General features: G+C 45.3%; 6 protein-coding genes. 1 reads left to right on the top strand and 5 read right to left on the bottom strand.

Annotation, left to right across the window (positions count from 1 at the left end; all coding sequences use genetic code 11):
- Positions 1 to 450: 450 nt before the first annotated feature.
- Positions 451 to 1,341 carry an HTH-type transcriptional activator IlvY gene (ilvY, locus tag L1076_RS21030; RefSeq protein ID WP_038873954.1) on the bottom strand — a complete coding sequence of 297 codons (891 nt, stop codon included), beginning with the start codon at positions 1,339 to 1,341 and terminating at the stop codon, positions 451 to 453.
- Between the two features lie 142 nt (positions 1,342 to 1,483).
- Between ilvY and ilvC the strand changes: the two genes are divergently transcribed.
- Positions 1,484 to 2,968 (top strand): ketol-acid reductoisomerase, encoded by a 1,485-nt coding sequence (ilvC, locus tag L1076_RS21025; protein WP_038879763.1) that lies wholly within the window; start codon positions 1,484 to 1,486, stop codon positions 2,966 to 2,968.
- A gap of 400 nt (positions 2,969 to 3,368) precedes the next feature.
- Here the strand turns inward: ilvC and L1076_RS21020 are convergent, their stop codons facing one another.
- The 4 genes from L1076_RS21020 to L1076_RS21005 form a co-directional block, all read right to left on the bottom strand.
- The gene (locus L1076_RS21020; RefSeq protein ID WP_005427244.1) at positions 3,369 to 3,620 is read right to left on the bottom strand and encodes an accessory factor UbiK family protein; all 252 of its coding nucleotides are present in this window, start codon (positions 3,618 to 3,620) and stop codon (positions 3,369 to 3,371) included.
- A gap of 132 nt (positions 3,621 to 3,752) precedes the next feature.
- Positions 3,753 to 6,875 (bottom strand): multidrug efflux RND transporter permease subunit VmeD, encoded by a 3,123-nt coding sequence (gene vmeD, locus L1076_RS21015; protein WP_038869922.1) that lies wholly within the window; start codon positions 6,873 to 6,875, stop codon positions 3,753 to 3,755.
- An 11-nt stretch (positions 6,876 to 6,886) separates the two neighbouring features.
- Positions 6,887 to 7,993 carry a multidrug efflux RND transporter periplasmic adaptor subunit VmeC gene (vmeC, locus tag L1076_RS21010; protein WP_038869923.1) on the bottom strand — a complete coding sequence of 369 codons (1,107 nt, stop codon included), beginning with the start codon at positions 7,991 to 7,993 and terminating at the stop codon, positions 6,887 to 6,889.
- 18 nt (positions 7,994 to 8,011) lie between these two features.
- On the bottom strand, positions 8,012 to 8,593 hold the full coding sequence (locus L1076_RS21005; protein ID WP_050566713.1) for a TetR/AcrR family transcriptional regulator: 582 nt from the start codon (positions 8,591 to 8,593) through the stop codon (positions 8,012 to 8,014).
- Positions 8,594 to 8,665: the final 72 nt, after the last annotated feature.

The following is an 8,665-nucleotide window of genomic DNA, read 5'->3' as shown; positions in this document are numbered from 1 at the left end:
CAGACAAAAGCCCCAGCAGAAATGCTGGGGCTTTTTCGTATCTAACAACTCAATTCACCTATCGGTGCATGAGTCTCGCTTGTGTGTAAGTCCAATTGAACGTAAGCTCGGACTAGGCGTCCCCACGGTTCCGCTACTTATTTGGAAACCCAGCCTTCGGAATAGGTTTTGTCGTTTCTGATATCCTCAGATCTCTGTGTTTGCTGTAGAACTCGTTGTGTTAGGTAAAGATCTTATCTCTCTTGTCAGTGTCCATTTTCTAAATCTTAAAAGTAACTAAGGGTAAGTTCTTACTTATTCTCATCACTTTGCTAGCAATACCTTTGTTATGTGAGTCGTGATGTCAGCTACTTCTAAGTGCTGTTACATATTTTGCATTCGAGTTTTACTGTAAATAAAAAGCCCGTTGCTTGCGTAACGGGCTTCGGATTCCAATTTGTATAGATATCTCTAAAGGGATATATACTTACTTTCTGCGACTTCCCATAGGGCTTTAACTAACGGGTTTTCTAGCTGGCTTTTAATACAGCAAACACCGAGTTCGAATGGTTTGATAGGCAGAACTTTCAGTCGATTTATCTTCTCTCTGACAGGGCTATTGTTGATTACCACATCCGGTGCGATACCTACGCCACAACCTAAAGCCACCATACTGACAATGGCCTCATGCCCTGCTACTTGTGCGTAGATGTTTGGTTTGATCTTCATTTGCTTAAACCAAACATTCGCTCTTTCTCTTGCTGTGCCTGCTTCTGGGAGAATAAAAGGGATCGTTGACCAATCCGGGGTTTCTTTTTGTAGTTCTTCTGCGAAGCTGCTGATTCCAACCGGAGCAATAACCGATAGAGGTATCTCGCTGATTGGTTCAAAAGCCACTTTAGCGGGTAGTTGGTCTGGCTTTGCCGAGATCGCGATATCAGCCTCATCCGCCATTATCTTATCGATAGCTTGGGCTGGATCGCCAGTAGAGAGTTTGAATTCAATAAATGGGTGTTGTATGCGGAAATCGGAAATAAGCTCCGGGAGGTGACTGTAACTTGCAGTTACCGAGCAAAATAAACGTATCTCCCCCTTTAGCTCATCTTCCGTTCCTTTGACGTAGCTTTGGTATTGCTGCCATTCCCCCAAGATCTTTAGTGCAACAGGCAATAACTTCTTTCCTTGAACCGTCAATTCGACACTTCGATTATCACGCAAGAACAGCTGTTGATGCGTTTCTTCTTCTAATTTTTGGATCTGCCGACTCAGTGCGGAAGGGCTGATATGCATTGCTGCCGCTGTCTTAGCGAAGCTTTTACTATCACATAGATGAATGAATAGTTGTAGGCTTTTGATGTTCATTAAATCTTTACGTCCATGTTGCATTTATTGCAATAAGTAATTGTGAATATATCACTTTCAGCAACAGAATGTCTGTTTTAGTATGAACTCATTCGGTAACACAAATACCGACCTCTATGGAAGAATGTTAAGGAGTACCCAGATGGCTAACTATTTCAATACCCTAAACTTACGTGAGCAATTGGACCAACTTGGTCGTTGTCGCTTTATGGACCGCGAAGAATTCGCATCAGAAGCAGATTACCTAAAAGGTAAGAAAGTGGTCATCGTAGGTTGTGGTGCTCAAGGCCTTAACCAAGGTCTAAATATGCGTGATTCTGGTTTAGACGTTGCTTACGCTCTACGCCAAGCTGCGATCGACGAGCAACGTCAATCGTTCAAAAACGCAAAAGATAACGGCTTTGAAGTAGACAGTTACGAAAAGCTAATTCCACAAGCTGACCTAGTAATCAACCTAACGCCAGACAAGCAGCACACTAACGTTGTTGAAACGGTAATGCCTCTCATGAAAGAAGGCGCAGCACTAGGCTACTCACACGGTTTCAACGTAGTTGAAGAAGGCATGCAAATCCGTAAAGACCTAACGGTTGTAATGGTTGCGCCTAAGTGTCCAGGTACAGAAGTACGTGAAGAGTACAAGCGTGGCTTCGGTGTCCCTACACTAATCGCTGTTCACCCAGAAAATGATCCTAAAGGCGAAGGCTGGGACATTGCAAAAGCATGGGCTGCTGGTACAGGTGGCCACCGCGCAGGTTGTCTAGAGTCTTCATTCGTAGCGGAAGTTAAATCTGACCTAATGGGTGAGCAAACTATCCTATGTGGCATGCTACAAGCCGGTTCTATCGTGTCTTACGAGAAGATGATTGCTGACGGTATCGACCCAAGTTACGCAGGTAAACTTCTACAATACGGTTGGGAGACAATCACTGAAGCTCTTAAGTTTGGTGGTATCACTCACATGATGGACCGTCTATCAAACCCAGCAAAAGTAAAAGCATTTGAGCTTTCTGAAGAGCTAAAAGAGCTAATGCGTCCATTATACAACAAGCACATGGATGACATCATCACAGGTGAATTCTCCAGCACTATGATGGCTGACTGGGCAAACGACGATGCAAACCTACTAGGCTGGCGTGAAGAGACGGGTGAAACCGCTTTCGAAAACTACCCTGCAGGCGACATCGAAATCTCTGAACAAGAGTACTTCGACAACGGCATTCTACTGGTAGCTATGGTTCGTGCCGGTGTTGAGCTAGCATTCGAAGCAATGACAGCATCAGGCATCATCGATGAGTCTGCATACTACGAGTCACTGCACGAGCTACCGCTAATAGCAAACACAGTTGCACGTAAGCGCCTATACGAAATGAACGTGGTAATTTCAGATACAGCAGAGTACGGTAACTACCTATTTGCTAACGTAGCAACACCGCTACTACGTGAGAAGTTCATGCCATCAGTAAGCACAGACGTAATCGGTAAAGGTCTAGGCGAGTCGTCTAACCAAGTCGATAACGCTACGCTAATCGCAGTAAACGAAGCGATTCGTAACCACCCAGTAGAGTACATCGGTGAAGAGCTACGTGGTTACATGACGGATATGAAGAACATCGCAGTAGGCGGCTAATTTCTATCTAAGTCAGTAAAGAACTCCGGATAGACTGGGGTCAATAAATACAACATACAACACAACATCTAATTAAAAGGCTTGGTCGCCGTTGACCAAGCCTTTTTGTTTTTATGAAGACTGACTGTTTCCTTCGAACCGTGGGAGTGCTTCGCTGTTAAAATCGGACGTGTTCGTTGGGATAGAATTGAAAGAAGTAGAGGTATCGTAAGTGTTGACTGAATTTGTCGTTAAGAAGACAACATTGAAGTGAATACCGAAAACAAAAAGGGTTGACGTGCACACGCCAACCCTTAAGAATTTTCTCGCTTCTCGCTTCTCGCTTCTCGCTTCTCGCTTCTCGCTTCTCGCTTCTCGCTTCTCGCTTCTCGCTTCTCGCTTCTCGCTTCTCGCTTCTCGCTTATTTATCAGCTAGCTTTTCTTCAAGCTCAGCCAATTTCTTTTCCATTTCTGTCAGCTTTTGACGAGTGCGCAGCAGAACTTGAGTTTGTACGTCAAATTCTTCACGGCTAACAACGTCTAGCTTGTTTAGCTGACCTTGGATGACTTGGCGAACTTTTTGATCAACATCCGCGCCTAGTTCTTTTACTGGCTGTGGCATTGATTCGTGAATTTGTTTAGCGATTTGCTCTAATTTCTTTGGGTCAAACATAGTGGCTAAAACTCCTTTTGATTTGCCCACATTCTATTTAATTGATACGTGAAAGTCGCCATTTAGATGGTAAAAAAGAGAGCAGCAATAAAAAAGGTCACCGAAGTGACCTTTTTCTTAGTGCTTTTATACTTACTTGTTATCAGCTAATTCGCGGTGAGCTGCTTTCGCTTCATCCACTCGAGCTAGCTTTTCCAAGTCTTTGTCTTCAACAAACACTGGTAGTGGCTTGTGTTTCTCAGCAAGGTAGCTGTAAATCACTGGCAGTACGAATAGTGTAAATAGCGTACCGATTGCTAGACCAGCAACGATTACGATACCAATACTGAAGCGTTGCTCAGCACCTGCGCCTGTTGCGTACATCAATGGGATAAGACCTGCAATCATCGCTGCCGTCGTCATCAGGATTGGACGAAGACGAACTTTTGCTGCTTCCATTACCGCATCGATACGAGACAGTTTGTTGTGTAACTGCTCTTCTTTCGCTACCTCACAGATCAAGATACCGTGCTTGGTGATCAGACCAACCAAGGTAATCAAACCAACCTGTGAGTAGATGTTCATCGATGCCGTACCCCACGCCAGAGCTATCAACGCACCACAAACCGCAAGTGGTACTGATACCATGATTACGATTGGATCGCGGATAGATTCAAACTGAATCGCCAGTACTAGGAAGATGATTGCTAGTGCCAAACCGAATGTTGCGTATAACGCACTACCTTCAGTTACGAACTGACGCGCTTCACCCATGTAGTCATGGTTGTAGCCCGACGGCAGTTTGTTTTGTGCCACGTCTTCGAACCAGTTGATCGCATCCCCCATTGCAACACCAGGAGCTGGTACAGCACCAACAGTGGCTGAGTTTAGCTGGTTGAAGTGAGGCAGTGCACGAGGCTCTGCGACCACATCAATTGTGATCAAACTACCCAATGGTACTGCTTTGCCGTCAACTGAACGTACGTAGTAATTCTTCATCGACTCTGGGTTTAGACGCCACTTACGTTCAACTTGAGGGATTACCTCGTATGAACGACCATTTAGGTCGATACGGTTTACATAACCATCGGCCATCATGGTACTTAACGTGACACCAATGTCTTGCATGGTCACGCCGTAAGCGCCGGCTTTGTCTTTATCGATGCTGATTTTCATCGTTGCTGAATCGTAGTTCAGATCCAGATCCGAATACACGAACAGTGGACTCTTCGATACATCGGTCAGAATATCACTTGCGATAGTAAACAGGCTCTCGAAGCTGTTTGGCGTAGTCACAACGAACTGAATTGGCAGACCTGAGCCTGCACCTGGAAGTTCTGGCATTTGGAAAGCCGTTACTGACATACCTGGTACATGAGAAACTAAGTCACCCACACGTTTGGTAATGTCCGCTTGGCTTGCCTCACGCTCACTCCAAGGTTTCAGTGTTGCTAGACCGAATGCTTGGTTCGAGTTAGGTACACCGTTAAACACCTGAGCGTATTCTACTTCTGGCTGGTCAGACAGAATCTTGTTTACATCGTTCATGGTGCTTTGGATGTAATCCAAGTTCGCATTTGATGGGGCTGTACCCATTAAGACCACAACGCCTTTATCTTCCGATGGTGCTAGTTCACTCGGAATGAACTTAAACAAGATCGGTAGACTCGCGAATACGATGATCGCAAAAGCAATGATAACCGGACGATGAGCCATGACTGCAGTTAGCATCTTCTCGTAGCGGTTGGTCATGCCATCAAGAACGTGGTGAACTTTTTGCTCAAACTTGCTTGGCTCTTCGTTTGCCTTCAGCATTTTTGAACACATCATCGGTGACAGAGTCAACGCGATGATACCGGACACAAATACAGCACCCGCAAGGGTAAGAGCAAACTCTTTAAATAGTGAGCCTGTAATACCACCCATCAGAGCGATAGGCGCGTATACCGCACCTAACGTCAGTGTCATCGCGATTACTGGGACAGCAATTTCTCGTGTACCAATGATCGCAGCTCGGAACGGTGATTCCCCTTCCTTGATGTGTCGATCGACGTTCTCAAGAACAACGATCGCGTCATCCACCACCAGACCGATGGCGAGTACCATTGCCAGTAGTGTCATCAAGTTCCAAGAGAAGCCCATCGCTTGCATCACCATTGCCACACCAATCAATGATAATGGGATAGTAACTATAGGGATGATTACCGCACGGAATGAACCTAGGAACAAAGTGATAACGATAAGTACGATGACTGCTGCTTCAAGAATGGTTTTCACAACTTCGTGAATCGATTCGTTGATAGCAATAGTTGAGTCGTACATCACATTCATTTTGATGTTACTTGGCAAGTTACGCTCTAGTTGAGGTAACAACGTCAGTACATCTGCTGCAATATTGATCGGGTTGGCACTTGGTGCTGCGTTAATCGCTGCAACCACGGCTTCTTGACCATTAGCACTAGCACGGTAAATATCGTGGCTCTTCTCTAGCGTCACTTTCGCAATGTCACCAAGGCGAATTACATCACCTTCACCGGTTTTCACCACAAGTGCTTCTAGTTCTGCAACGTTGGATACCTGAGTATCTGCACTGCCGTTGTAAAGTACGAATTCACCTGTCGCCTGACCAGTTGCCGACTGATAGTTGTTGGCGTTTAGTACGGTCATTACGTCAGTTGCTGTCAGCTTAAGTGCCCCCATTTTTGCAGGGTCTAGCCATACGCGCAGTGCGTATTTCATACCACCGTATAGGTCAACTTTCGATACACCGTTGACCGTGAATAACTGCGGGTTGATTACACGCTCAAGGTAGTCCGTGATCTGGCTTGAAGACAGCTCATCACTGGTGAAACCAATATACAGTACTGCCGTTGTCGAACCTGTCGACATGGTTACCGTAGGGTCTTCCGCTTCTTTTGGAAGCTGCGAACGAACCGAGTTGGTTTTCGCCAGAATGTCAGACAGCGCCGCATTCGGATCAGTGTTTAACTTCATGTTTACGGTGATGGTAGAAGTACCGAGTACCGAGGATGAAGTCATGTAGTCGATATTATCGGCCTGAGCAACGGCTTGTTCCAAAGGCTGAGTAATGAAGCCTTGGATTAAGTCGGCGCTGGCACCGTAATAACTGGTGGTTACAGTAACCACCGTATTTGTCATTTCAGGGTATTCACGAACCTGCATCTTGAATACGGCTTGCAAACCAAGCAACGCAATCAAAAAACTGATCGATACCGCTAAAACTGGACGTTTAATAAAAACATCGGTAAAGCGCATGATGCCTCCAATTAAAGCATTGGTGTTTCAGCAGGTGGTGTCAGTGCCGAATCTTCAACGATGGTCACTTTCGCATGGTTACTAAGGCGTACTTGCCCCGACGTTACCACTACGTCACCTGGTTTCACGCCTTCTAGAATATGCGCGATGTCTTTAGTACGCTCACCCACTTTCACAACGTGTTGCTTAACGCGTTTTTCACCGTCTTCTTCAGTAATGATGTACACGTTGTCGCCGTATAGCGTAAAGGTGATTGCCGTTTGTGGCAGAGTCACTTGATTCTCTAGCTTAGGCAGGATGATGTTTGCACGTGCGAACATACCGCTGCGAAGCTTGCCATCGCTATTTGGAATGTCTGCTTGGACTTGAATCAAACCACTTTGTACGTTTACTGCTGGCTCAATCGCAGAGATCGAACCTTTGAAAGGCTTGTCAGGGTAAGCGTCTACAAAGATATCCACTTCTTGGTCTAGCTTAATGCGTGAGATATCTGTTTGAGGCACAGTGAAGCGTAAACGCATTACTGTTGTATCTTCGAGACGTACGATGTCAGTACCTGCTTGTAGATATTGACCAAGATACACATTACGAATACCAACCACACCAGCAAAAGGTGCTTTTATTTCACGGCGGTCGATGGTCGCTTTCAAGCTCTCGATGTCCGCTTTAAGTGAGAAGTAGTTTGCTTCAGCTTCGTCGTACGCTTCTTTAGAAATCGATCCTTTCTTATAAAGACCTTGGTAGCGTTTGTACTTAGCTTGAGCTGCTGGCAGTTTTGCTTGAGAGCTCTTTAGGTTTGCTTTCTCAACATCAGAGTCTAGAAGAACCAGAGGTTGGCCTTCTTCCACTTGAGTACCAGAGTCGAAAGAAATCTTATCAATCACACCGCTGGTTTCGTTTGCAACAGTGACACCTTGGTTAGGTTCGATAAAGCCAATCGCTTCGATGACAGGAACCCAATCTACCGCTTTTACTTCCGTAACGGTAACAGGGAACTCTGGCTCCGGACGATTCGCCATGTATTCAGCAATTTTCTGTTGCTTGAATAAGTTGAAACCTATCACGCTTCCGAACAGAAGAACCGCGATAAGCAACATAAAGAAAGTCCACTTTTTCATTCTATTAAGAACTCCAAGTTAGTGTTTAATAATTGCATCCCAACTGGCTTCAACGGCTGCTTCCAGCGCATTGTCGTCCAGCTGATAAAATCCCAAAGCATGTTTTCTCGCAAGCGCAACACTAGCTTCGAAACTTAACCCTGATAGAATTTCGTTATCGAGGGGTTTGAATACCCCTTCCGCTTTGCCTTGATTAAAAAGACGATCTACTTGGGCAAACATTTGCCTTTCAAGTTCCCTCGTCCCTTTACGATTTCCACAAGGCAGTGATTCATATTGGACACGATTACTTAAGGTGTCTAAATTTGAGCCAGCAAGGTGCCAAATATTGAGCCACATGGTGCGGTAACGCTCTTTCAGGGGCATATCGTCATGAACATCCGCTTGAACGGCGTCCGCAATACGTTTAGTTACAGTAAGGCGAACCTCTTCCAAAAGATGTTCTTTATCTGAGAAATATCGGTAAATCGTGCCAGCTGCGACACCTGCTTCTGTAGCAAGTTTGTGCATGGAAAGACCATGAAAACCTGATTCAGCGATTAAGCGCTCGGCTGCTGCAATGATTTGTCCGTATTTATCTCCAGCAGTGTTATTGGACATAACGCCACCACCCAATGAATGAACGTTCATTCATTATAGCTTAAACTCTGGCCACGTATGCAACAAAATGTT

The organism is Vibrio sp. MMG023 (genome assembly GCF_021654215.1).
GTDB lineage: Bacteria > Pseudomonadota > Gammaproteobacteria > Enterobacterales > Vibrionaceae > Vibrio > Vibrio jasicida.
Note: the sequence above shows the minus strand (reverse complement) of the source record. Positions and strands in the feature narration are given on the sequence as shown.

Coding starts and splice junctions, on each gene's coding strand:
- ilvY (WP_038873954.1), bottom strand. CDS start 1,341: ATGAACATCAAAAGCCTACAACTATTCATTCATCTATGTGATAGTAAA.
- ilvC (WP_038879763.1), top strand. CDS start 1,484: ATGGCTAACTATTTCAATACCCTAAACTTACGTGAGCAATTGGACCAA.
- L1076_RS21020 (WP_005427244.1), bottom strand. CDS start 3,620: ATGTTTGACCCAAAGAAATTAGAGCAAATCGCTAAACAAATTCACGAA.
- vmeD (WP_038869922.1), bottom strand. CDS start 6,875: ATGCGCTTTACCGATGTTTTTATTAAACGTCCAGTTTTAGCGGTATCG.
- vmeC (WP_038869923.1), bottom strand. CDS start 7,993: ATGAAAAAGTGGACTTTCTTTATGTTGCTTATCGCGGTTCTTCTGTTC.
- L1076_RS21005 (WP_050566713.1), bottom strand. CDS start 8,593: ATGTCCAATAACACTGCTGGAGATAAATACGGACAAATCATTGCAGCA.